We start from the raw sequence: 26,380 nt of genomic DNA on the forward strand, positions 1-26,380 counted from the left end.
GCGCGATCATCTCCAGAAAGACGGAATGGTTTCCGCCAGCCGCGGGCCGATGCGCAGCGGCTCGATCTTTTCCGCCAGTCCCGTCGCGTCGGAAATCTCGACGCCGACGCCGCAGATCGTCGCCGGCCCGGAAGCGACCTCGAAACGGCCCTTCGGCATTTTCGAGATGAACCGGTTGAGCGGCTCTTCCTTGTCCATGCCGAGCGAGGAGTCGTAGTCGCCGCACATACCGGCGTCGGACATATAGGCCGTGCCGCCATTGAGGATCTGGTAATCGGCGGTCGGCACATGCGTATGGGTGCCGACGACGAAGGAGGCGCGGCCATCGACGAAATGGCCAAAACACTGCTTTTCGCTGGTCGCCTCGGCATGGAAATCGAAGATGATCGCGTCGGCCTGATCCTTCAGCGGCGCGGCATCCAGAATGGCCTCGGCGCTCTTGAAGGGATCGTCGAGCTCCGGATGCATAAACACCCGCCCCATGATGTTGGCGACGAGGATGCGGGCGCCGTTACGGGCGTAGAACAGGCCGGATCCCTTGCCCGGCGTGCCAGCCGGATAATTGGCGGGCCGCAGGAACTGGTCGTGGCGGCCGGCAAAGCTCACCGCTTCCTTCTGGTCCCAGACATGGTTGCCGGTCGTGACGACATCGGCACCGGCATTGATCGTTTCGACAAAAATGTCTTCGGTGATGCCGAAGCCGCCGGCGGCGTTTTCGCCATTGACGATCACGAAGTCGAGTTTCAGGTCGGAGACGAGGCCGGGTAGTTTTTCCCAGACGGCCGTGCGGCCGGTCTTGCCAACCATGTCACCCAAAAACAAAAGGCGCATTCTGATCCTATCTATGCGCTGGCTTCGCCCGCAAACGAGCGATAGCCGCTTTCCGTCAGGACTGCATCGAGCCTGATATCATGTGGTTCTTCAGGCACTGATGCCACTTCCTGGCAGTCGAATGCAATGCCGACGAGAAGCGGGTTCAGGCCTTTTTGATGAAGACGGTGAATGGCACGGTCGTAATAACCGCCGCCGTAGCCGATCCGGTGGCCTCGTCCGTCGAAGGCTGCAAGCGGCACGAGCATGATTTCGGGGTCCAGCTCCGCCGCATCCGGTCCAGGCGCAACCGTGCCGAATGTGCCGGCCACCAGCTCCGCATCGGAAACCTGTTCGCGAAAAACGATCGTCTCCTTGTCGAGGATGGCGGGCAGGCAAAGCCTTGCACCACGATCGGCAAGCAGCGCAATCAGCGGCCGGATATCAGCCTCGGAGCGGATCGGCAGGAAACCGGAGATCACCGCTCCCTTGGCAAAGGTCAGCGCGCCGGTGCCATGCGAGGCGATCGCAAGGCTTTTTTCGGCGCGCTCTACAGGAAGAAGCGCATTGCGCAGGGCCAGACGCTCGTTGCGCAATCCGGCTTTGATCGCCGGATCGCCAAGGCGATGCTCTGCACTTACGCCGCCGCTCATCAGGCCTTTTCCGTCGCCCGCGATACGAGCAGCTTGTCGATACGGCGGCCGTCGAGATCGATCACCTCAAAAGTCCAGCCGTGGCTGGTAAACTTCTCGCCGAGATCCGGCAGGTGTTTCAGCTCGTCCAGCACGAAGCCGGCGACGGTCTCGTAACCCGGATCTTCCTCGATCGGCACACCCATCTGGGCGGCGAACTCGTCCACCGGCATCCAGCCGGCCACCAGATAGGATCCATCGTCGCGCGGTACGATCGGCGGCTCTTCCTGCTCGTCTTCCTGGAAGACGCCGGTGATCGCCTCGAGAACGTCGCCCGAGGTGATGATGCCTTCGAAATGGCCGTATTCGTCATAAACGAGAACCATATGCGCCGGGGCCTTGCGCAGCGCCTGGATGACGTCGAGAGCACCGGTCAGGTCGGAGACAACAGGGCCTTCGCGCATGACGGACGTAATGTCGAACGACTTTCCACCCGCCATGAAGTCATAGGCGTCCTTGACGAACAGAACGCCGATGATCTCGTCCGAAGAACCCTTGCGGACCGGCAGGCGCGAGCGCTGGGTGGCGCGCAGCTGGGCACGCATCTGTTCCGGCTCGTCATCGGTATCGATCACCTCGACATCGCGCCGCGGCGTCATCAGGCCGCGTGCGGTGCGGTCTGCAAGCCGCATCACGCCCGAGATCATCGCCGATTCATCGCTTTCGATGACGCCGGCGCTCTGCGCCTCGGCAAGCACGGTGCGGATTTCCTCATCCGTGACCTTCTCGCCGGACTCACCCTTCTGGCCGAGCAGTCCAAGAACCAGACGGCCGGAAATATCGAGGAACCAGACGACCGGCGCGCCGATAATGGCAAGCAGGCGCATGGCCGGCGCAACACGCGCGGCAACGGCTTCCGGTGCCCGAAGCGCAATCTGCTTCGGTACCAGTTCGCCAACGATCAGCGACAGATAGGTGATGACGACGACAACCGTACCAACGCCGATCCAGTCGGCTGCGTTTTCCGGCATGCCCTGGGCTTCGAGCCAGGAGGTCAGGCGCGAACCGAGCGTCGCGCCGGAGAATGCGCCCGAGAGGACACCGACAAGAGTGATGCCGATCTGAACGGATGAAAGAAAGCGGCCCGGATCTTCGGCCAGCCGCATGGCGACGGCTGCACCGCGATTGCCCTGTTCTGCCATGACTTTCAGGCGAACCGGACGGGAGGAAACAACGGCAAGTTCCGACATTGCCAGCACGCCGTTGACGACGGTGAGGGCAATGACGATGAGAATTTCGATTAACAAGAGAAGCTCTTTGGCTGGGACGATATTCTGTAATCACGAGCCGCCGCCTGATGGCGCAATAATGCCGCCAGGCGATTGCACGTCCGAAAACGTCTCGGCGTGGCTCGTGTACAGTTCCAAAAACCGGGACCGGTTCTTCGAACTATACACCTTCACGTGCAGGCCAAAGCATAAGGTTCGCACGGACGCATTGCAATGGCTGGAACAAATGAACTTGAGCAAAAGGATGAGATTGACTATCGGAAAGCTCGCAATTCAAGCCAGACAATTGCGGCAAGCTTTTGCTTTTAAATATGAAAATTTGAGATGCGGATGACTTGGATCATCTTGATCCAAACTTACACCTGCATGTCGAGCAGAAGCTCCGCCCGCGTTCCCGGCACGCGCGGCACATAGTGGATCGCCGATCCGAGGGTTGCTGCCATCGATTTGACGATGCGGCTTCCGAGCCCGGTCCCCTTCGGCACATCGCCTTCGGTGAGGCCGATCCCGTCGTCTTCGACCGACAGAAGAGCCTTGCCGTCCGGCTGGCGCTTCAGCAGTACCCGCACTTCGCCGTCACCACCGGTGGGATAGGCATATTTCAGCGCATTGGTCAGGAGTTCTGTCACGATCATGCCGACCGAGACGGCCCGGTCGGAGGTCAGCGACAGCGGCTCCGCTTCGAGCTTGATCGACGGACCTTGGGCATCGCTGACCGAGCCCTGCACTTCCTTGACCAGCGTCTCGAGATATTTGTCCATCTCGACATGACGGACGTCGTCGGACGTGTAGAGGCTGCGATGCATGCCGGCGATCGCGGTAATCCGCGCCTGCGTTTCCGACAGCGCCGCCTTCACGTCATCATTCTTGCTGCTCGACACCTGCAGGCGGATCAGCGCCGCAACGAGCGCAAGACTGTTGGCGACACGATGATTGACTTCGGCTAGCAGAACTTCTGCCCTCTCCTTGCCGATCCGGATCTCCTGATCGGCCTTTTCCTTGGCGCGGCGCAGTTCGGCAGTGGTGATACCCTGCGCCAGTGCGCTTTCGAGAAGCGGCCAGAACTCGTCACCGACGGTCTTGATCACATAATCGGACGCGCCGCTTTTCAGCGCGTCGATCGCGATCGTCGCATCGCTCGATCCCGTCACATAGACGACCGGCAGCGCCAGCTGACGCTCGGTGATCTGGCGCAGAATGGTCAACCCCGTCTCGGTCCTCAGATAATGGTCGAGGACAACCGCAGCGATCCCGCCTTTTTCGATCGCCGCCATGGCGGACTGGCAATCGATGGCGTGGACGACAGTATAACCCGCCCGGCCGAGATTGCGTTCAGCAAGTCTCGCCAGTGCCAGGTCGTCGTCCACATAGAGGATCGTTTGCGGCATTTCTTCCCGTTATTGACCCGGTATCTGCATCACTGAAAAGAACAGGCCAAGCTGTCGTATCGCATGGGCGAAACTATCGTAATCCACCGGCTTGGTGATGTAGACATTCGCGCCAAGGTCGTAGCAGCGCTGGATTTCGCGCTCATCATCCGTGGTCGTGAGGATCACGACGGGCAGGCGCTTTGAATGGGGGTTGGACTTCACCTTCTCGAGGATGTCAATACCCGACATATCGGGTAGGTTGAGGTCGAGAAGAATGAGGAGATAACGGTCGCTATTGGCCGCTCCGGAACGATCCGCGCCGAGAATATAGTCAAGCGCGGCAGTGCCGTTGGTGAAAGGCACGATCTCGTTGTTGACGCCTGCGCGGCGCACGTTCTTTTCGATCAGGCGCGCATGGCCTTCGTCGTCTTCCACCATGACGATGGTGACTTCCTTGCCGGCAGCTTTCATGACCCGTTACTCCTGACATACTGGGACAAATCCATAGGCAGGCGGATGACGAATGTCGACCCTCCCCCCAAAGTGGATGTCACCGTAATCTCGCCGCCTAAATTTCTGACTAATGAGCGGACATGCGCCAGGCCGATCCCCTCGCCCTGCTTGTCCTGCACGCCGGAACGCCGGAACAGTTCGAACACCCGCTCATGGTCTTCCGGCGCAATGCCCCTGCCATTGTCGGCGACGGAGATGCGCACTGCACCGCGCCCGATCGGCGCCGCCGTTACGGACAGTTCCAGCGGCCGCTCCGGGTGCTTGTACTTGATGGCATTGTCGAACAGGTTGCCGAAGATCTGCTCCATCGAGAATCTGTCCGTCATCAGACCCCTTGCGGCATCGACCGAAATCTTCACCTCGCCGCCGCCTTCGTTGACCTGATGATAGACGCTTGCCGCAGTGGCATCCAGAAGCTCGCCGAGATTGACCCGCTCCGGCTTCAGATCGCGTCGGCCATCACGGGAAATCTTCAGGATCGCGTTGATCAGCCCATCCATCTTCTTCGTCGAGGAGCGGATGAAGCCGATTGCCTCCGGCAGATCCTCTTCGACGGCGAGCCGCGCATCGCGCACCTCGTTCTCGGACAGAACGGCACCCTCTTCCGCCAGAACGAAGGTGCGGATCGATTTCAGCGTCGCATCCAGTTCGCTGGTAAAGCCCATGATATTGACGAGCGGCGCCCGCAGGTCATGCGAGACGATATAGGCATAACGCTGGATCTCGCGATTGGCCTGGATCAGGTCTTCGGTGCGTTCATTGACCCGCTCCTCGAGCCCCGTATTGAGCTCTTCGACCTCCTTGCGGGCGCGTGAAAGCTCGCGCACATGCTGCGCGATAACCGCGATCGCGCCACCGACCACCAGAATGAGCAGAATGCCGCCGCCGACGGTGAACCACTGCAGCGAGCCGGCACTGTCGCGAATATCGTCTATGCCGGCGATCAGACGACCGTCGAGCTCGGCGACCACTTCACCGACAAGGCCACGCAGCCGCTGCATGGATTCAAAGCCGGACTGATTGCGAACGATTTCCAGAGCAGAAGCAAGGTCACCCTTGGTGGCAAGATCGAGGGTCGACTGCATCTCCTTGACCTTGACGGCAACGAGCCGGCGGATGTCATCGATCGGGACAGTCACCATCGACTGATTGTCGGCGGCCTTCATCACCTTCTCCAGCTGCAGCGGCAGCGCTGAGATCGATGTCTTGTAGGGCTCAAGAAAGGCCGCGTCCTGCGCCAGAAGATAACCGCGCTGGCTGGATTCGGCGGACTGCAGCAGCAGAAGAAGATCGCTCGATGTCGACCGCAGCGCGCGCAGCCTCGTGACGTCATCGAAATAGCTGCGCGTCATCTGCGCCAGGAAGAAGGAGGACAGCACCGTCGCGAACAGGATCGCCGCGCCGACGAGCAGCATCAGCAGGGAAGATCGGGCAAAGGTGCTGTTCGAAAAAAGCATGCGGGAGAGGCCGTCCGGTTTTAAAGGATGGCAACTAGGTGGTTGCCGCAGCCGGCTTGTCAAGCGGTGCACGGCCAAGGCTTGGCTGCGGTGCTGAAATACCCTGTATCAAGGCATCTTCCGGCTCAGGAGACCACCCGCTCGGCGTCATGGGCAAGCACCATGGCGCGCGCCGTCACCGTCTGGTTGCGCCCCCTCGACTTCGCCTCATAGAGGGCTGCATCGGCACGGGTGACAAGGGTGGAAATGGCGCCGGCCGAAACCGCCTCCGCCACACCGATCGACACGGAAACGAGACCGAGAATGCGACCGCCATGCGAGAGCGGCGTCGTTGCGATCCGCTCGCGAAGCCGTTCCGCCAGCTCGAACACATCCTTGTCCGACATGCTTCGCAGAAGCACGGTGAACTCTTCGCCGCCGAACCGGTAACATGTCCCTGCACTGCCGACCGTATCGAGAATGATCTGGGCGACATATTGCATGACCTTGTCGCCGGCATCATGGCCGAACTCGTCATTGAAATGCTTGAACCGGTCGATATCAATCATCAGGCAGGAGACCGGCAACCCGCTGCCTTCGCGCGCGAATTTCGTCAGCGCCTCGTCGAGGCAGCGGCGGTTGAGCAGGCCAGTCAGCGCGTCGCGCACGGCAAGCTTCATCAACCGGTCTCGAAGCTGCAGGTTTGCGACGGCAAGGCCGATATTTTCCGCGATCAGCTCAAGATAAAGGCGAGAGTTTTCCGGCGCCATGGCATGGCCCTCCCGCTCCTCGAAGCAGAGAAGACCGATCGTATCGCCCTGTGCGGTCAAAGGCACGCAGAGGCATGCGATCTCTTCTGCCACACCTTCCCCGGCGCCCTGTACCAGATGCGGGCAGGCGATATCCTCGGCACGATGATAGCTCAGATGCGGCCGACCGCGCCGCAGGCCCCAGCAGGCGCTTGACGGAAACGCATCCGTCGCATGCCTTGGCTCCAGCCAGGCACCAACCTTGGTCAGCTGCGTGCGACTATCGTTGAGCACGTAGAGATTGCCGGCAAGCTCCGGAAAGATCTGCGGCGAGAAACAGGAGACGACTTCCGCCAGCTCAGCTTCCGCATGGCAGGCCTGGAGTCGGTGCATCATCTGCAGGATCAGGTCCTTGGTGCGCTGGTCGGCGCGCCGTTCGGCATCCAGCCTTTCCCGCTCGAGGCCGTTCTCGCGAAACACATGGATCGCCTGATTCATGTCGCCGATCTCGTCCCGGCGCACGTCGAGCGGCACTTCCACCGCATAATCCTGGCGGGCCAGCCGGCTGACGATGCCGGTCATATGGACAAGTGGAAGGGCAACCCGGCGCCTCAAGATGAAATAGAGAACGCTGAGAAAGACCACGGCGGTGATCGCCAGCATCGTCTTGGCAATCAGCCCCCACCAGTCGCTTTTCGCCTGCGCATCGGCAACGGCGCCATCGGTCCGAACCGAAACGAGTTCGCGGAACCGGTCGATATTGGCGAGAAGTCCGGTCTGCAGCCGCTCGTGATCGGCGCCGAACAGGGCTTCCTGCACAGCCGATTTTTCGCTTTGCGGATAGGCGGCGATCGTATCCTTCTCCAGCTTGTCCAGCGCCTGCGCCGCCGCTTCGACATCGGTGAGGACCGAAAGCTCGGCAGCCGTTGCCCCGAACCGGCGGATATCGACGATCTCGCCGTCGAGCCTGTTCTCCTCGCTTTCGTCACCGCGGAAAACATCGAGATAACGCGCCTCGCCGGTCATCACATAAAGCCGCGCCGCATCCGAACGCTCTTCGGCACCAAGCGCCAGCTGCTCGCCGAGATCGCCGAGCGTCTGACGCTCCTCGATCGCCAGCCGTTCGACGCTGGCGCTCTGGGAAGACAGGATGAAGGCACCGCCCGACAGCGCCGTCAGCACGACGGTCACGGCATAGGCCCAGTTGGTGATCTCGCTGATACGCATGGCGGGACACTGCGCTTTGCTGTTGAACAGGTCGTTAAGAATAAAGGGCGTTTGCCGCATCCGTCGACAAAGGCTCGTGACAGGGTAAACAAATTTTAGACAATTGGAATATGTCTATCCGCGGCATGTCCCATTTGGGGAACCGACAGGTTTCGGCGCTTCCGAGACATTGGAAGAAACGGGACGTCTCCACCCTTCAAGGAAGCCACCAGCACAACCGATGCAAGCAGGCTGGGACTGACGCTCGATACCCGCACATCGGCCTCGACTCGGCGTGCGGAAGCTTACTCCTCGATGCACCGGGGCGTCTCGGCCTCAAAACTCATATACGTTAAGTTGCAGAAGCATTTTCTAAAATTTTAATCTATCAGGTCGCTCATACCTCGGGGACAGAGGTTGCTCCGCACATCGATCAAAAGGGATGGCCGACATGAAACTTGCCTTTAAGCAGGCGACTGCCTTTCTGGCATACGTTTCCAACGACGTAAGGCTGCAGATCATGTGCGAGATCCTCCACAGCGCAAAAACCGCAGGCGATATAGCCGGCACGATCGGCCTGCCTTGCGCGACCGTGTCACAACACCTGAAACGGCTGAGGGACGCCGAACTCGTCTATTTCCAGACGGCCGAGCGTGAAACCTATTACATGCTGGCACCGGGAATAGCGGGCAATCTGCTCGGTTTTCTGGAAGCCCATTTTCCGAGCATCACGACCCTGCATGCCGGACACGAGGCCGCCTGAACGGGAAATCCCGTCCGGTCAGGCCTGATCAGCAACCATTGCCGGCAAGGCGCAGCCAAGGCGTCGAGCGCTGCTCCATCCCGGAAGCAAACTGCTCTACCTCGGATGATTGCTCGACCGCGATGATGCTGATGAGGTCGGAAGCCCTGAAATGGTAGCTTCTTTCGCCTGCAATGAGAAACAGGCCGTCTGGTGTCATCATAACCGACGAGCACCGGAAATTACGCTCCCGACCTTCGTCGAGAATAGCTATGATATACATTGTGTCGATCCCGCACGCCCTCATGGCGCGTGCGAGAAGTTATAAGGACCAAATGGTGAATAAAGCTTAAGCTTCACCTGCAGTCAGGCGGCGTTATTTTCACGCTCGAAGGGTGCTCCGTCCATATCCTGCGCCCTCGTAGCAAGAGCCGCGTTCGCGATCAGGCCGCAACGATGTTTCATCGATCATGCGCTACGGTCGAATTCAGGCTTCCAGCCACGTCCCATGCCATGGCTCAGCAGGGTCCGGGCTATTTCGAGCTGATCGGTCAGGAATTCAGCGTCTCGCACGACTGAAACGATCGCAGCGATCGGATCCCCGTTGCATGCTTTCAGCAGCGCATGGGCTACGGCTTCGTCGTCATTAATTTCTTGAAATTCGCGCGCTTGAACAGACATCGGCAGGCCTCCGTATTCATAGGATTGAATTCCTTTCATTCGGGATTTGTTCCTGTTTTGTTCACGCCACAACGAGAGTCAACCCTCCTCGTTCGGTTGCGCACGATTCTAGATGGGGCATGGTTCCGGAAGCAAATTCCGCCGACGATACGGGAAAGACCGCAGCGCATATCGACCACTCGATTTTGCACCGGTGTCAAAAGTTTCGTTCGAGAGTCGAAACAGATCTGAAAAGATGGAGGAAAGAGCGATCCACGGCAACCGATGGATGTTTACGATCCTGGGTGCCTACAAACGTAGGTGGGCGCCATATGTCCAAGCCCACGGGCCTGGTCAGGGACAGCTCCCTTTGGATCGAGTATGGCCCCAGGGATTGTGGTTCCTGTCGTGAGGCGCAGACCGCTCACGCAATATAAGCGTGAAGCCTTAACCTCGCCAGAGGGCCCGGCAGGCTTTTGGAAAATAAAAGCTCAGTTGACGGGAACGCGGCCGTTCAGCTTTGCCGTCAGGCCTTCCAGCCGCGCGGCAAGTTCGCTGATGGCGGAAACGACCTGTTCTTCGTTGCGCTGCTGAATTTCAACGGCGCCGGCGCGGCCAGATTTCAGCGCCTCGACTTCCTTTTCCAGAAGACCGATCCGGCGCGTCGTCTCGGACAGTTCGTCCATGATCATGATGCCGGCCATGACGGTGACCCTGAGGTCGCCGATCTCGCCGAACTGGCCCTTCAGATGCGAGACATAACGGTCGAAACGGTCCGCGAGATCGATCAGGTGATCTTCCTGACCTTCCTCGCAGGCCATGCGATAGGCCTTGCCGTCGATCGTGACCGTTACCTGCGCCATTCTATCTGTTCCTTACCGGTCAAGCACCGCGCGGATCGTCTCCATCGCCGTCACCAGACGGCGGGACACCTCGCGGTTGACCTCTTCGAGACGATTGGCGCGAAATTGTGACTGGTCGAGTTCCTGCGCAAGGCGCGCCCTGTCGGCATGCACCCGGCGAACCTCGCCCTCCACTTCGCTATTGTTGCGCTGGCGTTCGATCCTGGCGTCCACGGCATTTTCGAGGCTGCCGATGGCTGCCCGAAGTTCGGAAAGCGCAAGATCCACCGTCTTCTCACCCGGCATTCATGTGTCCCGTCGATGCTGCCAATTGCTGCTGCCAATCGCTGATGAAACTGCGGCCGAATCGGACGAAGCGCCCTGCCGACATTGACTGCAGACTATGCGCCGCTCTTCGGAGGGTCAATAAATGTCAGGCCCGGGACCCGCATCGAACTGTGGATCACATTCACGGCGCGAAGACAGGCGCCAGACGCGGCCTTTCACGAAGGATCGACTTCATTCTGCCCAATCGGCAGGCAGACTGAGGCAAGCTTTCGCATTCTCGCCGCCGGGAGCGGCAGTTTTGTTGACTTGCGCGTTGCACCTGATATGGATCGGTCGCTCCCAACACGGCCCGCCAAAGGGCCCTTGACCGACACTCGGACACAGTGGATTAGCCATGACTTCTCGCGAACAGCACGACCGGATGGCGAATGCGATCCGTTTCCTCGCCATGGATGCCGTCGAAAAGGCGAATTCCGGCCACCCAGGCATGCCGATGGGCATGGCCGACGTGGCGACGGTTCTGTTTTCCAAATACCTGAAATTCGATCCGACGAAGCCGCATTGGCCGGACCGTGACCGGTTCGTCCTGTCTGCCGGCCACGGCTCGATGCTGCTCTATTCGCTCCTCTACCTAACCGGTTATCCGGACATGACGGTGGAAGACCTGAAGAGCTTCCGCCAGCTCGGCTCCAAGACCGCCGGCCATCCGGAATACGGTCATGCCACCGGCATCGAAACGACGACCGGCCCGCTCGGCCAGGGCATTGCCAATGCCGTCGGCATGGCGATCGCAGAACGCAAGCTGCGCGAAGAATTCGGCGCCGACCTGCAGGATCACTATACCTATGTGATCAACGGCGATGGCTGCCTGATGGAAGGCATCTCGCATGAAGCCATCGCGCTTGCCGGCCACCTGAAGCTGAACAAGCTCGTTCTCTTCTGGGACGACAACTCGATCACCATCGACGGCGCCGTTTCGCTGTCCGACTCGACCGACCAGATCGCCCGCTTCAAGGCAGTCCACTGGAACACGATCCAGGTTGACGGCCATGATCAGGCTGCGATCGCCGATGCGATCGAACAGGCCCACAAGTCCGACAAGCCGACGCTGATCGCCTGCAAGACCGTTATTGGCTTCGGCGCTCCGCACAAGCAGGGCACCCACAAGGTTCACGGTAACCCGCTCGGTGCAGAAGAAATCGCTGCCACCCGCAAGGCTCTGAACTGGGAATACGAACCCTTCGTCATCCCGAACGACGTTCTCTCCGATTGGCGCGCTGCCGGCACCCGTTCTGCCGATGCCGTCAAGTCCTGGGAAGGCCGCCTCGAAAAGTCGGACAAGAAGGCCGAATTCGACCGCCGCTTCGCCGGTGACCTGCCGGCCGGCTTCGATGCCGCCATCAGCGACCTGAAGAAGAAGATCGTCGAGACCAAGCCGACCGTTGCGACCCGCAAGGCCTCGGAAGATGTTCTCGAAGTCGTCAACGGCATCCTGCCGGAAACGCTCGGCGGCTCCGCCGACCTGACGCCGTCGAACAACACCAAGACCAGCCAGATGGTCTCGATCACCCCGACCGATTTCTCCGGCCGCTACATGCACTGGGGCATTCGCGAACACGGCATGGCTTCTGCCATGAATGGCATCACGCTGCATGGCGGCCTGATCCCCTACGGTGGCGGCTTCATGATCTTCTCGGATTATTGCCGCCCGCCGATCCGCCTTGCCTCGCTGATGGGCATCCGCGTCGTCCACGTCCTGACGCATGATTCGATCGGCGTTGGCGAAGACGGCCCGACCCACCAGCCGGTCGAGCAGGTCGCTTCCCTGCGCGCCATCCCGAACCTGATGGTCTTCCGCCCGGCCGACGTTACCGAGACGGCAGAAGCCTGGCAGATCGCTCTTCAGACGAAGGAGCGTCCGACGGCTCTCGCCCTCACCCGCCAGAACCTGACGACCGTTCGTACCGAATATTCGGAAGAGAACCTCGTCACCAAGGGCGCTTACACGCTTCTCGGCAATGCCGATGCCAAGGTAACGATCTTCGCTTCGGGCTCCGAAGTCGAACTCGCCGTCGCAGCACGCAAGACGCTTGAAGAAAAGGGCGTCTCCGTCCGCGTCGTCTCCGTTCCCTGCACCGAACTCTTCTTCGAGCAGCCGGATGCCTACCGCAAAGAAGTGCTCGGCAACTCGCCGGTCAAGATCGCCGTCGAAGCCGCCGTTCGCGAAGGCTGGGATGCGTTCATCGGTCCGGAAGGCACGTTTGTCGGCATGAAGGGCTTCGGCGCTTCGGGTCCGGCCAAGGATGTCTTCAAGCATTTCGGCATCACGGCCGACCACGTGGTCGCTGCCGCCGAAGCCAAGCTCTAAGCGGAGAGCGCCGCCCGTAAGATCATGGGCGGCGCCTCCCTGCCCGACATAATAGAAGCCCAAGTTTCAGGGAGAGAACGAATATGACTGTAAAGGTTGCCATCAACGGCTTCGGCCGTATCGGCCGCAACGTCCTGCGCGCCATCGTCGAATCCGGCCGCACGGATATCGAAGTCGTTGCCATCAACGACCTTGGCCCGGTTGAGACCAATGCCCATCTGCTGCGCTACGATTCGATCCACGGCAAGTTCCCGGCCGAGGTAAAGGTCGAAGGCGACACGATCATCGTTGGCGGCGGCAAGCCGATCAAGGTGACTGCGGTTCGCGACCCGGCCCAGCTGCCTCATGGCGAACTCGGCGTCGATATCGCCATGGAATGCACCGGCATCTTCACGAGCCGTGACAAGGCCGCCGCCCATCTGACGGCTGGCGCCAAGCGCGTGATCATCTCGGCTCCTGGCGACAATGCCGACCTGACGGTCGTCTTCGGCGTCAACGACGACCAGCTGACCAAGGACCACCTGGTCATCTCCAACGCATCCTGCACGACCAACTGCCTCGTGCCGGTCGTCAAGACGCTGGATGATGCCGTCGGCATCGACCACGGCTTCATGACGACGATCCATTCCTACACGGGCGACCAGCCGACGCTCGACACCATGCACAAGGACCTGTACCGCGCCCGCGCCGCAGCCCTGTCCATGATCCCGACCTCGACCGGCGCTGCCAAGGCCGTCGGCCTCGTGCTGCCGCACCTCAAGGGCAAGCTCGACGGCACCTCGATCCGCGTTCCGACCCCGAACGTCTCGGTCGTCGATTTCAAGTTCGTCGCCAAGAAGAACACGACGGCTGCCGAAATCAACGAAGCCATCAAGGCTGCCGCCAACGGCAAGCTGAAGGGCATCCTTGGCTACACCGATGAGCCGCTGGTTTCCCGCGACTTCAACCACGACAGCCATTCGTCGATCTTCGCATTCGATCAGACCAAGGTTCTCGAAGGCAATTTCGTGCGCATCCTGACTTGGTACGACAACGAGTGGGGCTTCTCCAACCGCATGTCGGACACCGCTGTCGCGTTTGCGAAGACGATCTGAACTGTTTGCATGAGACTCTGCAGGCCTGTCATTTTACCCAGCCTGCGATCACATCCTTTCTCCCCACTCGTGGGGAGAAAGTTCCTCTTTGAAGAGTCGCTCTCTCATGGCGCCCGTCCAGGCGCCTAAGGTATCTACTTCACAAAAATCTCGGGATCGAAGTCTACGCGCCTTTCCTTCCCATCAGGCGTCTTCAAGACGATCTCCACCCCTCCTCCAATAGAATGCATATACCGGACGACGGTCGATACGAGGATGTCGCCGGCATTTTCGATTTTCGATACGCTATTCTGTGTCATCCCGGCGCCCGTAGCCACATCCTGCTGCGTAGCATTGACCGCCTTGCGAGCCTCGGCCAAAGCCCTTCCCAACCGGCGCTCCTGACGTTTCACATCCAGCCGGTCGCGAACGTCTTGCGGCAGTTCTGCCCGCAATGTCTTCCATTCAGTATCCATGGCTTTTCTCCATCAGCCAGACATCGAAACGATCATCCGCTTTGCCGATTAGCTGCTTGTAGAAGCGTGCTTCGTTTTTGCCCTGCTTCTCCCCGCCGCATAGGATCACCGCGCTTTGCGCGGGATCGAATGCAAAAGCAAAACGCCATACCCGCCTTTCAAATCTGACCCGGATCTCCTTCATATTGGCGTGCCGGGAGCCTGAAAGCGTGTCCACTTCGGGACGGCCAAGGAACGGTCCATCCTCTTCCAGATGATCCAGGACCTCGCCCACCAGTTCCTTCAGTCCGATCTCCAGCACTTTCCACTCAGAAACGAAGGCAGCATGAAATATGACCTTGTAAGCCACCAATTCCCTCCGCATAATATATACTTTAAGATATAAAATTCAAGAATTGGCGGCCCTGATGAGCGGCACTCATTCGATCCCATCCCCGGATGCGGACACCCCGTGGCGACATCCGGGCTTGAGCCTCGAAGACAAAATGCCACAGCTCGCCTTGGCCGTCCGCTGATCTTTTCGTTCCGTATTTTCGACTTCGCCCTTCTCTTGCCGGATTTGTTCCCGTCTAATCAAACGGTCGTATCGATTCGCCTGGCCATAGCCGGGATCTGCCCCATTTTTATGGAGCCGCTTTGCGGCGTCACACAGTTTCGCTGAAGCGGGACTGCGGACGTGGATGGTATGACAGACGGGGCGTTGGCGTGGGTTAGAAGAGGGATCGGCTAGGTGGAGGCATTTTATATCATCCTGCTGGTCGGCACGGTTCTCGTGCTGGCAGCGGCCTTTTCAAGCCTCCTTGCCTTCCGCTTTGGTGCTCCCCTCCTGCTCGTCTTCCTCTCGATCGGCCTGCTTGCCGGCGTCGATGGCCTCGGCATCCGGTTCGAGAACTACTCCTTCACCTTCATGCTCGGCTCGGTGGCGCTGGCGATCGTGCTGTTCGATTCCGGCTTCAGTACGCCGATCCATTCCTTCCGTATCGCCGCCGTCCCGGCCTTGACCATGGCCTCAGCCGGCGTGCTTGCGACGACCGGCCTGTTCGGCATTGCAGCCTCCTACATGCTCGGTTTCAGCCTGCTCGAAGGCATGTTGCTTGGTGCGATCATTGCCTCGACCGATGCGGCGGCCGTCTTCTTCCTGCTGCGCATCGGCGGCATCAACATTCGCGACAAGGTGCGCTCGACGCTGGAAGTCGAATCCGGCACCAACGATCCGATGGCGATCTTCCTCACGGTCGCCCTGTCGGAACTGGTCGCCACCGGCCAGGGTTTTTCCGGCCTCGACTGGCATTTCCTCCTGCTTTTCGTCGAGGAAATGGGACTCGGCCTGATCTTTGGCGTCCTCGGCGGCATGATGATCGTCTGGGTCCTGAACCGGTTCACCTCCGACCGTGGCCTGGCGCCGATCTTCGTGCTGACACTCGCCCTTCTCGTCTTCGCCTTCACCGGTACGATGGGCGGTAGCGGCTTCCTCGCCGTCTATGTCGCCGGCATGTATTCTGGTAACCGGAAGATGTTCGCCAAGCAGCAGATCACCCGTTTCAACGAGGGACTGACCTGGCTGGCGCAGATCATCATGTTCCTCGTGCTCGGCCTGCTTGCCACCCCGTCACAGTTCCCGATCCTGATCCTGCCGGCCGTCGGCCTTGCGCTGTTCCTGATGTTCGTTGCGCGCCCGATCGCCGTCTGGCTCAGCCTGCTCGCTTATGACTTCACCCAGCAAGAAATCACCTTCCTCTCCTGGGTCGGCCTTCGTGGCGCGGTCTCCATCCTGCTGGCGATCATGCCGATCCTGTCGGGTGTCGATAACGGCTCCGTCTTCTTCAACGTCACCTTCATCATCGTGCTTGTCTCGCTTCTCGTGCAGGGCTGGACGATCAAGCCAGTGGCGCAATATCTCGGCCTGATCATACCGCCGCGCATCGGCGCCATCGACAAGGTCGAGCTCGACCTGCCCGGCAAGGCGACCCATGAGCTGATCTCCTACCGCGTCATCAAGGATAGCCCGCTCTTGAGCGGCGAGCGCATTCCGCGCTGGGCCATCCCTTCGCTCGTCATCCGCGATAACCGCAGCATCCGGTATCAATATGCCGGTCGCCTGCGCGAGGGCGATCAAGTCTATCTCTTCGTCAGCCCGCCCTATATCGGCCTGCTCGACCGACTTTTTGCCAGCCGCGCAGCACTCGATGAAGATGACGCGGAATTCTTCGGCGCCTTCGCGATCTCGCCGACACGCCCCGCCAAGGAACTCGACGCCGCCTACGGCCCCGGCCTGATTAACCCCGCAGAACAGAGCCTGACGGTCGGCGAACTGATGAACGGCCGGCTTGGTGGCCATGCCGATTATGCCGACCGCATGCGTTTCGGCTCCGTCGTGCTGATCGTCCGGGAAATGGATGAAAACGGCCATATCAAGAGCATCGGCGTCTCGCTCGAACCCGTAGAGCCGGCGACGAACCTGCCGATCTTCATCAATATGCGCGAAATCGCCCACCGCATCCGCGACCGGATCAGAAAATATCGCGGCAAGCCCGTGCCAGGTGCCAGCAGCAGCAACCAGTCCTGACGAACAAGACCACCTCATCGTGGCTCATTTCGAGCTGTGAGGAGAACGCCTTCCTGCCATCAGGCGCTTGCGTCGCCGGTCAGGCATAGTATGGTCCGGCCGACTTTTCCCAAGTGCTTCTCTTGAACAACGGAGAATATAATGCCGGCCTTCAAAACCCTTGACGACCTTACCGATATCGCGGGCAAGCGCGTTCTCGTGCGCGTCGATCTGAACGTGCCCGTGGCCGATGGCAAGGTGACAGACGCCACCCGCATCGAGCGCGTTGCACCGACCATTCTCGAACTGTCGGAAAAGGGCGCCAAGGTCATCCTGCTTGCCCATTTCGGCCGTCCGAAGGGCGAACCGGTTGCCGACATGTCGCTGTCGCTGATCGTCACCGCCGTCAACGAAGTGCTCGGCAAGAAGATCTTCTTTGCTGCCGATTGCGTTGGCCCGGAAGCTGAACAGGCCGTTGCCAAGCTGGGCAATGGCGATATCCTGCTTCTGGAAAACACCCGCTTCCACAAGGGCGAGGAAAAGAACGATCCGGCCTTCACGGAAGCGCTCGCCAAGAACGGCGACCTTTATGTCAACGACGCCTTCTCGGCTGCCCACCGCGCCCATTCCTCGACGGAAGGCCTTGCGCATCACCTGCCCGCCTATGCCGGCCGCACCATGCAGGCCGAGCTCGAAGCCCTTGAAAAAGGTCTCGGCGCACCGGTCCGTCCGGTCGTCGCCATCGTCGGCGGCGCAAAGGTCTCGTCCAAGATCGACCTGCTGCAGAACCTCGTGAAAAAGGTCGACGCACTGGTAATCGGCGGCGGCATGGCCAATACCTTCATCGCCGCAAACGGCATCAATGTCGGCAAGTCGCTCTGCGAGCATGATCTCGCAGATACGGCAAAGGCGATCATGGCCGAAGCCGAAGCTGCCGGCTGCGCCATCGTCCTGCCGGTCGACGGCGTCGTCGCCCGCGAATTCAAGGCCAATGCCGCCAACGAAACCGTCCCGGTCGAGGCGATCCCCGCCGATGCGATGATGCTCGATGTCGGCCCGAAATCGGTCGAAGCCGTCAACGGCTGGATTGCCAAGGCTGCGACGCTGGTCTGGAACGGCCCGCTCGGCGCCTTTGAGATCACGCCTTTCGACACCGCAACGGTTGCAGCTGCAAAGTTTGCGGCCGAGCAGACCAAGGCCGGCAAGCTGACCTCGGTTGCCGGTGGCGGTGACACCGTGGCCGCCCTCAACCACGCCGGTGTTGCCGACGATTTCACCTATATCTCGACGGCAGGCGGCGCTTTCCTCGAATGGATGGAAGGCAAGGAACTGCCGGGCGTCGCAGTCCTGTCCAAGACGGCCTGACCGCCCTATAATATCTCCTGAGGCGCGCAGGCCGGTGCCATCCACAGGCCTGCGCGCAAAACCGTCATACCGGCTTTAAAAAAATTCAATAATTTAAACGATTGAAGTGATTTCAATCGTTTCAAGAGCTTAGGGTAGCGTTTCCCTTTAAAAAAACTTCTGATATCGGCCAATTGGGCAGAAATCCCAAACGGCATAAATCAAAGAACACAGATGAGCGCGCAACGCGCCATTCTTGGGATAGGAGTGAACTATGGTGGACGCGAAGATGTTGGACAAGATCAGCTCGGCGCCGGGCTTTATTGCCGCGCTGGACCAGAGCGGCGGTTCGACACCTGGAGCTTTGCGTCTCTACGGCATTGCCGACACCGACTATCAGGGTGACGCGGAAATGTTCAAGGCGATGCACACGATGCGCGTCCGCATCATGACCGCACCTGCCTTTTCGGGCGACAAGGTGGTCGGCGCGATCCTGTTCGAACAGACCATGGACGGCGAGGCTGACGGCCAGGCTGTTCCTTCCTATCTCTGGGAAAAGCGTGGTGTCGTTCCCTTTCTCAAGGTCGACAAGGGCCTGCGTGCAGAAGAAAACGGCGTACAACTGATGAAGCCGATGCCGGATCTCGACGCGCTGCTCATCCGCGGCCGCAACAAGGGCATTTTCGGCACCAAGATGCGTTCAGTCATCGCCCATGCAGACAAGGCCGGCATTGCCGCCATCGTCAAGGAGCAGTTCGAAGTGGCCCGCCAGATCATCGGCCAGGGCCTCGTCCCGATCATCGAGCCTGAAATCCTGATCAAGAGCCCGACCAAGGCTGAGGCCGAAGCCATTCTGCGCGACGAGATTGCTGCCCATCTCGACAAGCTGCCGGCCGGCGAAAACGTCATGCTGAAAGTGACGATCCCGACGGAAGCCGATTTCTACAAGTCGCTCGCCGCCCACAAGTCGGTCGTCCGCGTCGTTGCCCTTTCCGGCGGTTACAGCCGCGCGGATGCCTGCGAAAAGCTCAGCCACAACCACGACATGATCGCCAGCTTCTCGCGCGCCCTGACCGAAAACCTGCGCGTGACGATGAGCGACGCCGAGTTCGATGCGAGCCTGGCCGAAACGATCGATGAGATCTACGCCGCGAGCGTGAACAAGTCCTGATAAGTTTCCAGCCGCCCCGGATTGAATGGCGTGGCTGAAAAGGCATCTTGAAGAGGCAGCCTGGTGGATCGGGCGCCTTTTCGGGGAGGAAGAGGCCGCGCCGAAAGGTGCGGCCTTTCTCGTTTGTTGATGGCATCCATCAGAAAGATTGGCTGGTGAAAGCCGCCCGCACCGCGATAATCCCCCTGCCGAACCGCCAGACCAAGCAGGGAGCCGACAATGCCGACCATCGATTACGTCACCCTTGATGTTTTCACCACGGAGCGATTCGCCGGCAATCCGCTGGCTGTCGTGCTCGACGCCGGCGGCCTGACCGGTGAAGAGATGCAGAAGATCGCGACCGAGTTCAATTATTCGGAAAGCACCTTCATCCTGCCGCCCGAGGATCCGGCAAACAGCGCGCGGGTGAGGATCTTCACCCCGACGGCGGAAATCCCGTTTGCGGGCCATCCCAATGTCGGCACCGCTTATCTCATCGGCCAGCAGACGGAGGTTTTCGGCAAGCCGGTCGGCAACACGTTGCGTTTCGAGGAACTGGCGGGACTGGTCGAGATCGACCTGACGCGCGAGAGCGAAAAGGTGACCTCCGCCACCATCCGTACACCGCGCCCGCTCGAACTGTTCGACGAGATCGCCCCGGAAATGATCGCAGCCTGCGCATCGATCGATGCAGCCGAGGTGACGGTCCGGACACATGCGCCCGTGCAGGCCTCCGTCGGACTGGCATTTGCGCTGGCCGAGCTATCGAGCCTCGATGCACTGGGAAGAAGCCGGCCGAACATCGCCGCCTTTCATGAGGCCGTGGCCCGCCATCCCCGCAGCGGCAAGGATTTTTCGCTTTTCCTCTATGTTCGCGACCCAGAAGACCCCTGGCAGATCCGCGCCCGCATGTTTGCGCCGCTCGACAATGTCATGGAAGACCCGGCAACAGGTAGCGCCTCGGCCGCTCTTGCCGCCTATCTTGTGACACTTGCATCCGAAAGCGACGCGAACATTCACCTGACCATAGAACAGGGTGTCGAGATGGGCCGGCGCAGCATTATCGAACTCGATGTCGTTAAGACAGGCGGTGTGGTGACCGATGTGCGCATTACCGGCCGCTGCGTCATCGTCATGCGCGGCAGCCTCGATTATTGATCAGGTGAATTCACGGGCGATCAGCGCTACGCTCCAGATCGCGAAGGCGAAAAGCGCGATCTTCCAGAAATCCGAACGACGACGCAGGCCCGGAAAGCCAAGCGGCTTGATGATCTGCACGACCATAGCAAGGATGAGCAAAAGCCCGATCGTCTTTGTCATACGGTCTGGCCATTCGAGATTGTGGCAGTCATTGTTTTCTCGTCTCGCCATAGGCTGGACATTTTTGCTCTCCACCACAGATAGACGTTGAGCGGTTTGGGGAACATGCTCCGCTCCTGCCTTCGTTAACGCCCAGACGGTATACACGCAACACCATGTGTCGCCGGGATGGGATGGATTGCCCGCGCGTGAAGAAAGCCGACAGTATCGACGATGACACGTAATCTCCTGCCCGTCCTTGCACTTCTCACCGGCACGCTCTTCCTGTTTCTCGGCAATGGCCTGCAGGGCCTTCTCCTGCCGGTGCGCGGCTCGCTGGAAGGTTACTCCAACGAAGTACTCGGCCTGCTCGGCACGACCTGGGCCTCCGGCTTCGTCATCGGCTGTTTCGTTGCCCCGAATGTGGTTCGCAGAATAGGTCATGTCCGCGCCTTCTCCGGCTTTCTCGCGCTGATCTGCCTCAACGTGCTGCTGACCGGCCTTCTGGTCGATGACGTTGCCTGGCTGATCCTTCGCGCGATCACCGGCTTCTGCACGGCCGGCACGTCGATGATCATCGAAAGCTGGCTGAACGAGCGCGCGACGCCGGGTAGCCGCGGCACGATCTTTTCCTTCTATATATCGATCACCCTCTTCGGCGTCGTCGGCGGCCAGCTCATGGTGCCCTTTGCCGACGTGACCGCCCCCACCCTCTTCATGATCTGCGGTATTCTCTATTCGATCGCCGCCTTGCCGACCACGCTGTCCAAGGCCGCCTCGCCGCAGCCGCTGAAACGCGCAAAGCTCGACCTGAAGGGCCTGTTCCGCAACTCGCCGATCTCCTTCGTCGGCATTCTGCTGATCGGCATCGCCAATGGCGCCTATGGCACACTCGGCGCGGTCTTTGCCACCCGCTCCGGCCTCGACAAGGGTTCGGTCGCCGCCATGGTCTCGATCACCATATTTGCCGGCGCCATCATGCAGCTCCCGGCCGGCCGCCTGTCGGACTCGCTGGATCGGCGTCATGTCCTGGCCGCCCTGTCCGGCGTCGCAGCGCTGGCGGGCCTTGCCGTCGCCATCATTCAGCCGGCCGGCGTCTACCATATCGTCATTCTGGTCGCGATCTACGGCGCCGCCGCCAACGCGCTCTATCCGATCGCCGTCGCCCATGCCAATGACTTCGCCTCCCCGGAGGACTTTGTCAAAGTCTCGGGCGGCCTTCTGCTTCTCTACGGTATCGGCACGATTATCGGCCCCTCGATCGGCGGGCCTGTAATGAGCTGGGCCGGTCCGCATGCCCTGTTTTTCGTCACCGCCCTCGCCCACCTTCTGGTGACCGCCTACGCCATCGTCCGCAGCCGCCAGCGCGCACCGGTTCCGAAATCCGAGCGTGATGCCTACACGACGGCACCCGGCTCCACCTCCTCGCTTGCGACCCCGGAAAGCCTTTCGCTGGACCCAAGGGCGCAAAAGGCGGATATTCCGGGCGAATAGGCGAAAGCCCTGATCGCAGGAGGAGAGTGCCCGATGACATTCCTGGATGATGACAGACCAAAAAAGCCGGTCGCTCATGAGATCGGCGCCGACCTTTCGGCGCTCTCGGTCGACGAACTCGATTCGCGCATCGGCCTGATGAAGGCTGAAATCGAAAGACTGGAAGCGGAAAAGAGCCGCAAGGATGCCGGCCGCCGCGCGGCCGACAGTCTTTTCCGTCTCTGACATCCAAGATCCGCCAAGAATAAACGGCCGCCCTCGCTTATTCTTAAGAATAAATTAATCATTAATAGAGAATATCGGGGTGTCCGGTTCTGCCGGACTCAGACAGTTTCACCACTCGGCGAATGGTCTGATTTCTCCCTGTTTTACCTTGAGAGCCGCCATTCGCGGCTCTCCTTTTTTTATCACCCGGTAAAACAGGGCTCACGGCAGCTTCACCATGCCGTGCACGGCGCTCCTCGAGCCATCTTGCCAAGCGCTGAAATATGCGTCATTTCCGGACGATTATTCAAATTTACCGCTTCTTGTGGGTATTAACCTTTCCTTAAGAAACGGCTTGCGGATTTGCATTATAAGGACCATGTTTAGTTCATACCGAGCGGCAACGGAACTTTTCACGGTTGTCGCCATTGCCTCAGTGTGAATGCGTTAGCGGGATGACTTCCATGTCCGAACAGGGATTGAACACTGTCAGTTTTGCAGGCCGAGCTGCCAGCTCTTCGCAGTTCAAGGCGCTCTATACCGAGGGCATGGCGCTCGTCGAAGAGACAGCCGCCTATCTCGACGGTCCGGGCCGCACCGCTTCCAAGGTTCTGCCGCGCATGGCTTCGGTGCTTTATGCAGCGGAATCGATGCGCCTCACCACCCGCCTGATGCAGATGGCCTCCTGGCTTCTCCTGCAGCGCGCCGTCAACAATGGCGAAATGAGCCGCGACCAGGTCCTTTCCGAAAAGAGCAAGGTTCGCCTCGAAGGCTTTAACGTCGATCGCAATGCGCCGGGCTGGCACGACCTGCCGGAAGGTTTCCGCGATCTCATCGAGCGCTCGTTGCGCCTGCAGAACCGCGTTGCCCTTCTCGACCGCGAAATCTATCGCCCGTCGGAAGCCGTGGTTGTTCCGGACAACGAAAACAGCGTCCGCGCCCAGCTCAACCTGCTGCGCACCGCCTTCACCAACTGAGTGAAATTAGCCGACCAGTTTCAAGGCAGGCCTCGCGGCCTGCCTTTTGCGTTTCTGCTCTGATCAGGCATAAGCCGGTACGTCGCTGAGATATCCGTTCACCGCCTCGCGGCTGCCGAGCCTGAATTTCGGCCCGTCATAACGGCTGAAAATCTTCTCATGCGCTTCTCGCGAATTCCAGTTGTTATGGCGAAACTGGTAACCCGCCACCCAGCACAGCAATTCCTGGAAATCCTCGGCACTCTCGCCGCCCTGTATCCCGCGACTGCGGATATTCGACAGGCATTCCTCGCAGCCGAGATCGAGAAAGATCAGAAGCGTGGTGCGATCGATGGCGATATTGGCAAGCCAGCCATAAACGCCCTCGATCAGCCAGGAGGGACGTGAAGAGATCCTGCGCACATCGCGTTCGACGATCGCCTTGTCGCGGGCGACACCGTAACGCCCTGGCTCCCAATGAACGTCGTCCAGATGGATGGGCGCGCAACACAGGCGCTCCGCCATGCGATTGGCGAGCCAGGTCTTGCCGGAACCGCCATTGCCGATGATCAGCACACGGTCATAGGCCTTGGATGAAAGAGCATCATACGGCATAGCCGCCTCCTCCACCCCAGAAAAGCAAAAAAGCCCGGCTTACGCCAGGCTTCTTTTAATATTCTATTAACGAAGTGATCAGAGGCCGAGGCCGCCGAAACGCTTATTGAACTTCGAAACACGGCCGCCACGGTCCATCAGCTGCTGATTGCCGCCGGTCCATGCCGGGTGCGACTTCGGGTCGATTTCGAGGTTCATGGTCGCGCCTTCGGTGCCCCAGGTCGAAAACGTTTCGTACTCGGTACCGTCGGTCATGACGACCTTGATCTTGTGGTAGTCGGGATGAATGCCAGCCTTCATGTCGATAATCCTGCTCTGCGAGGTCCATATGTCGCAATTGCGAGCGAGAACCGTCTGGAATTAAATGAAGCCGCAAACCGGTCCGGTCACGGCTTCCCAATTGGATGCGGAGCCTATACAGGAAGGTCGCCGCTAGTACAAGTCCCCGCAAAGCCTACCGGGATGAAACTCGTCATCCTAAATCGTGCAGCCGGGGCCATGGAGAAGACATGGCCGTTTCCGCAGAGAGCCAGACCGCAAACCAGACGAAAAGCAGGAACCTCAGGCCGCTGGCCAGATTGTTTCCCTATCTCTCCCGTTATCGCGGAATGGTCGCGGCCGCAGCGTTTTTCCTGCTTCTGGCCGCCGGCACGACCCTCGTCCTGCCGCTTGCCGTGCGTCGCATGGTCGATCACGGCTTCGCCTCCTCCAATGGCGAGTTCATCAACAACTATTTCGGCATGCTCTTCGTGCTGGCAGTGCTTCTCGCCGTCGCCAGCGCCATGCGCTATTATTATGTCATCACCATCGGTGAGCGCGTCGTCGCCGACCTGCGTCGCGAAGTTTTCGCGCATGTGACCAGGCTTTCGGCATCCTTCTTCGATGTGAACCTGTCCGGGGAGATCGTTTCGCGACTCACCGCTGACACCGTGCAGATCAAGTCCGCCTTCGGCTCGGCGGCATCGCAGGCATTGCGAAACACCATCCTCTGTCTCGGAGCGATGGGCATGATGGTCTATACAAGCCCCAAACTTTCGGCGCTGGCCCTTGGCGCTATTCCGCTGATCGTTTTCCCGCTGGTCGGTTTTGGCCGCTCGGTGCGCAAGCGTTCGCGCGCCGCACAGGATACGCTTGCTGAAACCACCGCCTATGCCGCCGAAACCATCGGCGCCACCCGCACGGTGCAGGCCTTTAACGGCGAAGCCATCGCTGCGGGCCGTTACGGCGGTGCTGTCGAAAGCGCCTACAATGCCGCCCGCTCGGCCATCCGCGCCCGCGCCCTTCTCACCGGCTTCGGCATTATCCTGATCTTCGGCAGCATTGTCGGCGTCCTCTGGTATGGCGCCCAAAGCGTGCTCGCCGGCACGATGACCCCCGGCACGCTCGGCCAGTTCGTGCTTTATTCGGTCATCGCCGCAAGCTCGCTCGGCACGCTTTCGGAAGTCTGGGGCGAATTGTCGGCCGCAGGCGGCGCCGCAGAGCGCCTGACGGAACTCCTGCACGAAATCCCGGCCGTCGATGACCCGGCCCAGCCGCAGGCCCTCCCCTCCCCGGCGCGTGGCGAAGTCAGCTTCTCGTCGGTTTCCTTCGCCTATCCGGCCCGCGTCAGCGCGATCACGCTCAACGACCTCTCCTTCGACATCAAGTCGGGTGAGACGGTGGCGATCGTCGGACCTTCCGGCGCCGGCAAAAGCACGATCTTCTCGCTTCTGCTGCGCTTCTACGATCCGCTTGCAGGCTCCATAAAGCTCGACGGCATCGATCTGCGCGAGGCACGCCTTGCCGATATCCGCGCCCGTCTCGCCATCGTGCCGCAGGATGTCACCATCTTTGCCGCTTCGATCCACGACAATATCGCCTTCGGCATTCCGGATGCGACGCGCGATCAGGTCCGGGCAGCTGCCATTGCCGCGCAGGCCGACCAGTTCATCACCAAGCTCGATCAGGGTTACGACACCCAGGTCGGCGAACGCGGCATCACGCTTTCCGGCGGCCAGCGCCAGCGAATCGCCATTGCCCGCGCCATCCTCAAGGATGCGCCGGTCCTGCTGCTCGACGAGGCAACCTCGGCGCTTGACGCCGAAAGCGAAACGCTGGTGCAGAAGGCGCTGGAAGGCCTGATGGGCAATCGCACGACGCTCGTCATCGCCCACCGCCTTGCCACCGTCCTGAAGGCCGATCGCATCCTCGTCATGGATGGCGGCCGTGTCGTCGAGGAAGGCACGCACCAGAGCCTCGTCGCCAAGGGCGGTCTCTACGCCCGTCTCGCCCGCCTTCAGTTCCATGATGGCGAACAGCTGCACGAACGGGCTCTCTGAT

The 26,380-nt window shown here is 60.2% G+C and carries 27 protein-coding genes and 1 other RNA gene; 11 read left to right on the top strand and 17 right to left on the bottom strand.

Annotated features, from left to right (window positions below):
- Positions 1 to 6: 6 nt before the first annotated feature.
- The 7 genes from FHW37_RS15300 to FHW37_RS15330 form a co-directional block, all read right to left on the bottom strand.
- Positions 7 to 831: a TIGR00282 family metallophosphoesterase gene (locus FHW37_RS15300; RefSeq protein WP_145637864.1), complete on the bottom strand. Its 825-nt coding sequence runs from the start codon at positions 829 to 831 to the stop codon at positions 7 to 9.
- An 11-nt stretch (positions 832 to 842) separates the two neighbouring features.
- Complete coding sequence (locus tag FHW37_RS15305; protein WP_145637866.1) at positions 843 to 1,463, bottom strand: 5-formyltetrahydrofolate cyclo-ligase; 621 nt, start codon at positions 1,461 to 1,463, stop codon at positions 843 to 845.
- Positions 1,463 to 2,692 carry a hemolysin family protein gene (locus FHW37_RS15310; RefSeq protein WP_246690796.1) on the bottom strand — a complete coding sequence of 410 codons (1,230 nt, stop codon included), beginning with the start codon at positions 2,690 to 2,692 and terminating at the stop codon, positions 1,463 to 1,465. The genes FHW37_RS15305 and FHW37_RS15310 overlap by 1 nt, the downstream gene beginning before the upstream one ends.
- Before the next feature lie 395 nt (positions 2,693 to 3,087).
- Positions 3,088 to 4,119 (bottom strand): sensor histidine kinase, encoded by a 1,032-nt coding sequence (locus tag FHW37_RS15315; protein ID WP_145637870.1) that lies wholly within the window; start codon positions 4,117 to 4,119, stop codon positions 3,088 to 3,090.
- A gap of 9 nt (positions 4,120 to 4,128) precedes the next feature.
- Positions 4,129 to 4,572, bottom strand: a complete 444-nt coding sequence (locus FHW37_RS15320; RefSeq protein WP_145637872.1) for a response regulator — start codon at positions 4,570 to 4,572, stop codon at positions 4,129 to 4,131.
- A complete protein-coding gene (locus tag FHW37_RS15325) occupies positions 4,569 to 6,071 on the bottom strand; it encodes a sensor histidine kinase (protein ID WP_145637874.1) in 1,503 nt (500 codons plus the stop codon). The genes FHW37_RS15320 and FHW37_RS15325 overlap by 4 nt, the downstream gene beginning before the upstream one ends.
- A 125-nt stretch (positions 6,072 to 6,196) precedes the next feature.
- Positions 6,197 to 8,026 (bottom strand): diguanylate cyclase, encoded by a 1,830-nt coding sequence (locus FHW37_RS15330; protein WP_145637876.1) that lies wholly within the window; start codon positions 8,024 to 8,026, stop codon positions 6,197 to 6,199.
- Between the two features lie 430 nt (positions 8,027 to 8,456).
- Here FHW37_RS15330 and FHW37_RS15335 point away from each other — a divergent pair, with 430 nt between their 5' ends.
- Positions 8,457 to 8,768: an ArsR/SmtB family transcription factor gene (locus FHW37_RS15335; RefSeq protein ID WP_186458261.1), complete on the top strand. Its 312-nt coding sequence runs from the start codon at positions 8,457 to 8,459 to the stop codon at positions 8,766 to 8,768.
- Between the two features lie 28 nt (positions 8,769 to 8,796).
- Here the strand turns inward: FHW37_RS15335 and FHW37_RS15340 are convergent, their stop codons facing one another.
- The 5 genes from FHW37_RS15340 to FHW37_RS15360 all read right to left on the bottom strand — a co-directional run bounded on the left by FHW37_RS15340 (position 8,797) and on the right by FHW37_RS15360 (position 10,555).
- On the bottom strand, positions 8,797 to 9,030 hold the full coding sequence (locus tag FHW37_RS15340) for a hypothetical protein (protein ID WP_145637880.1): 234 nt from the start codon (positions 9,028 to 9,030) through the stop codon (positions 8,797 to 8,799).
- 185 nt (positions 9,031 to 9,215) lie between these two features.
- The gene (locus FHW37_RS15345; protein WP_145637882.1) at positions 9,216 to 9,467 is read right to left on the bottom strand and encodes a hypothetical protein; all 252 of its coding nucleotides are present in this window, start codon (positions 9,465 to 9,467) and stop codon (positions 9,216 to 9,218) included.
- Positions 9,468 to 9,673: 206 nt separating this feature from the next.
- Positions 9,674 to 9,832, bottom strand: a non-coding RNA gene (ssrS, locus tag FHW37_RS15350) — 6S RNA.
- Positions 9,833 to 9,898: 66 nt separating this feature from the next.
- Positions 9,899 to 10,270, bottom strand: a complete 372-nt coding sequence (locus tag FHW37_RS15355) for a cell division protein ZapA (protein ID WP_145637884.1) — start codon at positions 10,268 to 10,270, stop codon at positions 9,899 to 9,901.
- A gap of 12 nt (positions 10,271 to 10,282) precedes the next feature.
- Complete coding sequence (locus tag FHW37_RS15360) at positions 10,283 to 10,555, bottom strand: DUF4164 domain-containing protein (protein ID WP_145637885.1); 273 nt, start codon at positions 10,553 to 10,555, stop codon at positions 10,283 to 10,285.
- 376 nt (positions 10,556 to 10,931) lie between these two features.
- On the opposite strand from FHW37_RS15360, the gene tkt reads away from it, so the two are divergent.
- Positions 10,932 to 12,905, top strand: coding sequence for a transketolase (tkt, locus tag FHW37_RS15365; protein ID WP_145637887.1), 1,974 nt, complete (start codon positions 10,932 to 10,934; stop codon positions 12,903 to 12,905).
- Between the two features lie 83 nt (positions 12,906 to 12,988).
- Positions 12,989 to 13,999 (top strand): type I glyceraldehyde-3-phosphate dehydrogenase, encoded by a 1,011-nt coding sequence (gene gap / locus FHW37_RS15370; protein WP_145637889.1) that lies wholly within the window; start codon positions 12,989 to 12,991, stop codon positions 13,997 to 13,999.
- 134 nt (positions 14,000 to 14,133) lie between these two features.
- Here gap and FHW37_RS15375 read toward each other — a convergent pair whose 3' ends face one another.
- The gene (locus FHW37_RS15375) at positions 14,134 to 14,454 is read right to left on the bottom strand and encodes a helix-turn-helix domain-containing protein (RefSeq protein ID WP_145637891.1); all 321 of its coding nucleotides are present in this window, start codon (positions 14,452 to 14,454) and stop codon (positions 14,134 to 14,136) included.
- Entirely contained in the window at positions 14,444 to 14,803 is a 360-nt protein-coding gene (locus FHW37_RS15380) for a type II toxin-antitoxin system RelE/ParE family toxin (RefSeq protein WP_145637893.1), read from the bottom strand. Before FHW37_RS15380 ends, FHW37_RS15375 begins: the two co-directional genes overlap by 11 nt.
- A gap of 381 nt (positions 14,804 to 15,184) precedes the next feature.
- Here FHW37_RS15380 and FHW37_RS15385 point away from each other — a divergent pair, with 381 nt between their 5' ends.
- The 4 genes from FHW37_RS15385 (at position 15,185) to FHW37_RS15400 (ending at position 20,651) form a co-directional block, all read left to right on the top strand.
- Positions 15,185 to 17,020, top strand: coding sequence for a potassium/proton antiporter (locus FHW37_RS15385; RefSeq protein WP_145637895.1), 1,836 nt, complete (start codon positions 15,185 to 15,187; stop codon positions 17,018 to 17,020).
- A gap of 141 nt (positions 17,021 to 17,161) precedes the next feature.
- Positions 17,162 to 18,364 carry a phosphoglycerate kinase gene (locus FHW37_RS15390; RefSeq protein ID WP_145637897.1) on the top strand — a complete coding sequence of 401 codons (1,203 nt, stop codon included), beginning with the start codon at positions 17,162 to 17,164 and terminating at the stop codon, positions 18,362 to 18,364.
- 253 nt (positions 18,365 to 18,617) lie between these two features.
- A complete protein-coding gene (locus FHW37_RS15395) occupies positions 18,618 to 19,514 on the top strand; it encodes a fructose bisphosphate aldolase (protein ID WP_145637898.1) in 897 nt (298 codons plus the stop codon).
- Positions 19,515 to 19,733: 219 nt separating this feature from the next.
- Positions 19,734 to 20,651: a PhzF family phenazine biosynthesis protein gene (locus FHW37_RS15400; RefSeq protein ID WP_145637900.1), complete on the top strand. Its 918-nt coding sequence runs from the start codon at positions 19,734 to 19,736 to the stop codon at positions 20,649 to 20,651.
- On the opposite strand, the gene FHW37_RS33585 is transcribed toward FHW37_RS15400, so the two are convergent.
- The gene (locus tag FHW37_RS33585) at positions 20,652 to 20,813 is read right to left on the bottom strand and encodes a hypothetical protein (protein WP_186458262.1); all 162 of its coding nucleotides are present in this window, start codon (positions 20,811 to 20,813) and stop codon (positions 20,652 to 20,654) included.
- Positions 20,814 to 21,026: 213 nt separating this feature from the next.
- On the opposite strand from FHW37_RS33585, the gene FHW37_RS15405 reads away from it, so the two are divergent.
- The 3 genes from FHW37_RS15405 (at position 21,027) to FHW37_RS15415 (ending at position 23,467) form a co-directional block, all read left to right on the top strand.
- Complete coding sequence (locus tag FHW37_RS15405) at positions 21,027 to 22,286, top strand: MFS transporter (protein WP_145637903.1); 1,260 nt, start codon at positions 21,027 to 21,029, stop codon at positions 22,284 to 22,286.
- A gap of 33 nt (positions 22,287 to 22,319) precedes the next feature.
- Complete coding sequence (locus tag FHW37_RS15410) at positions 22,320 to 22,511, top strand: DUF1192 domain-containing protein (protein ID WP_145637905.1); 192 nt, start codon at positions 22,320 to 22,322, stop codon at positions 22,509 to 22,511.
- A gap of 443 nt (positions 22,512 to 22,954) precedes the next feature.
- Positions 22,955 to 23,467: a DUF1465 family protein gene (locus FHW37_RS15415; protein WP_145637907.1), complete on the top strand. Its 513-nt coding sequence runs from the start codon at positions 22,955 to 22,957 to the stop codon at positions 23,465 to 23,467.
- A gap of 63 nt (positions 23,468 to 23,530) precedes the next feature.
- On the opposite strand, the gene FHW37_RS15420 is transcribed toward FHW37_RS15415, so the two are convergent.
- Both FHW37_RS15420 and rpmE read right to left on the bottom strand, forming a co-directional pair.
- Complete coding sequence (locus FHW37_RS15420) at positions 23,531 to 24,061, bottom strand: AAA family ATPase (protein ID WP_186458263.1); 531 nt, start codon at positions 24,059 to 24,061, stop codon at positions 23,531 to 23,533.
- A 78-nt stretch (positions 24,062 to 24,139) separates the two neighbouring features.
- Positions 24,140 to 24,361: a 50S ribosomal protein L31 gene (gene rpmE, locus FHW37_RS15425; protein WP_145637909.1), complete on the bottom strand. Its 222-nt coding sequence runs from the start codon at positions 24,359 to 24,361 to the stop codon at positions 24,140 to 24,142.
- 209 nt (positions 24,362 to 24,570) lie between these two features.
- On the opposite strand from rpmE, the gene FHW37_RS15430 reads away from it, so the two are divergent.
- Positions 24,571 to 26,379 (top strand): ABC transporter transmembrane domain-containing protein, encoded by a 1,809-nt coding sequence (locus FHW37_RS15430; RefSeq protein WP_145637910.1) that lies wholly within the window; start codon positions 24,571 to 24,573, stop codon positions 26,377 to 26,379.
- Position 26,380 lies beyond the last annotated feature (1 nt).

This window comes from Neorhizobium alkalisoli (genome assembly GCF_007829835.1).
In the GTDB taxonomy this organism is placed as follows: domain Bacteria; phylum Pseudomonadota; class Alphaproteobacteria; order Rhizobiales; family Rhizobiaceae; genus Neorhizobium.